At 72.1% G+C, this 1985-nt stretch carries 1 protein-coding gene and 1 pseudogene; both read left to right on the top strand.

Annotation, left to right across the window (positions count from 1 at the left end; genetic code table 11):
• Nucleotides 1-1016, top strand: a pseudogene (locus AB0G02_RS37265) (2-nitropropane dioxygenase); the annotation flags it as partial.
• Nucleotides 1017-1046: 30 nt separating this feature from the next.
• Nucleotides 1047-1985: beta-ketoacyl synthase N-terminal-like domain-containing protein (locus AB0G02_RS37260; protein ID WP_360804332.1), on the top strand; the 939-nt coding region annotated here is incomplete at its 3' end.

Raw genomic sequence — 1985 nt, 5'->3', positions numbered from 1 at the left:
CGGCAGCCGGCACCCCCCCCGCCGCCCCCGGTGCCGTCGCGCGCCCACGCGGGATCATCGCCAAGGCCTCGCGGCCGGAGGTCCCGCGACTGTTCCTCCGCCCCGCGCCCACGCCGATCCTGCGCGGACTGGTCGAGGAGGGCGCGCTCTCGCACGCAGAGGCCGACCTGGCGGCACGGATGCCGCTGGCCGACTCCGTCACCGTCGAAGCGGACAGCGGTGGGCACACCGACAACCGGCCGCTGACCGCGGTCCTGCCCGCGGTGCTGGAGCTGCGCGACGAGCTCGCGTCGTCGGTTCACGTCGGGGCGGCGGGCGGCCTCGGGACGCCGGGCGCGGTCGCGGCGGCTTTCGCGATGGGCGCCGCGTACGTGGTGACCGGGTCGGTCAACCAGCTCGCGGTCGAGTCGGGGCTGTCGGGGGCGGCCAGGGCGCTGCTGTTCCGCGCCGACGTCGCCGACACGGTGATGGCACCCGCCGCGGACATGTTCGAGATGGGCGTGCGGTTGCAGGTGTTGCGCACCGGCACGATGTTCGCGCCCCGCGCGCAGCGGTTGTACGACCTCTACCGCGACCACGACTCGCTGGAAGCCATTCCTTCCGAGGTGCTGGTCCGCCTGGAACGCGACGTGTTCCGTCTCCCGGTCGCCGAGGTGTGGGAGCAGACGCGCGCGTTCTGGGCACGGCGGGATCCCGCCCAGGTCGACCGCGCCGAGGTCGATCCCCGACATCGGATGGCGCTGGTGTTCCGCTGGTACCTCGGGCGGTCCAGCGGATGGGCGATCACCGGCGCCTCCGATCGCGTCACCGATTACCAGATCTGGTGCGGCCCCGCGCTGGGGTCGTTCAACCGGTGGGCGAAGGGCTCGTTCCTGGCGGACCCGGCCTCCTGCACCGTCACCCAGATCGCCCGCAACCTCATGGAAGGCGCAAGCGTGATGACCCGTGCGCACCAGCTGCGGTGCACCGGCCGTCGGGTCGCGCCCGTCCGGTTCGTCCCCCGCCCACTGGTTTGATCACCGGAGTGCCCGACCTTGGCTGACGAAATGACTGCTCCTGTGCCGATCGCCGTGGTCGGGATGAGCTGTTTGCTGCCCGGCGGCGAAGATGTCGGGGCGTTCTGGCGAACCGTCGTCACCGGTCGCGATCTGATCACCGAGCTGCCGGACACCCACTGGTCCGCAGGTGACTACTTCGACCCCGATCCCGGCGCGGTCGACAAGGTGCACGCCAAGCGCGGCGGATTCCTCGCACCGGTCGACTTCGCGCCGCTGGCGTTCGGCACGCCACCGTCGTCGCTGGCCACCACCGACTCGGCCCAGTTGCTGGCCCTGCACGCCGCGGACGCGGTGCTGCGCGAGGTTCACGACGGGTCGTTGCCGGAGCACGTGCGCGACCGGACGGGGGTGGTGCTGGGCGCGATCGCGCTGGAGATGTTGCACCACATGTCGTCGCGGATGCAGCGGCCGGTGTGGGAGGCCGGGCTGCGGGCGCAAGGGCTGGACGAGGAGGTCGTACGGGAGGCGTGCGACCGGATCGCGCAGCAGTACGTGCCGTGGCGGCCGGAGTCGTTCCCCGGTCTGCTGAGCAACGTGGTCGCCGGACGCATCGCCAACCGGTTCGACCTGCACGGCCTCAACCACACCGTGGACGCGGCGTGCGCGAGTTCGCTGGCGGCGCTGTCGGTGGCGATCGGGGAGCTGGCGCTGGGCCGCGCCGACCTGATGATCACCGGTGGTGTCGACACGCTCAACGACATCACGACCTACATGTGCTTCGGCAAGGCCCAGGTGCTCTCGCCCAGCGGTGAGTGCCGTCCGTTCTCCGACGACGCCGACGGCACGATCCTCGGCGAGGGCCTGGCGATGTTCGCGCTCAAGCGGCTCGCGGACGCCGAGCGCGACGGTGACGCGGTCTACGCGGTGCTGCGCGGTGTGGGCACGGCCTCGGACGGCAAGGGCGACGCCGTGCACGCCCCGGTCGCC

The sequence above is a fragment of the Actinosynnema sp. NPDC023658 genome (genome assembly GCF_040639995.1).
Classification (GTDB): Bacteria; Actinomycetota; Actinomycetes; order Mycobacteriales; family Pseudonocardiaceae; genus Actinosynnema.
This window is presented reverse-complemented; position numbering and strand designations above follow the sequence as displayed.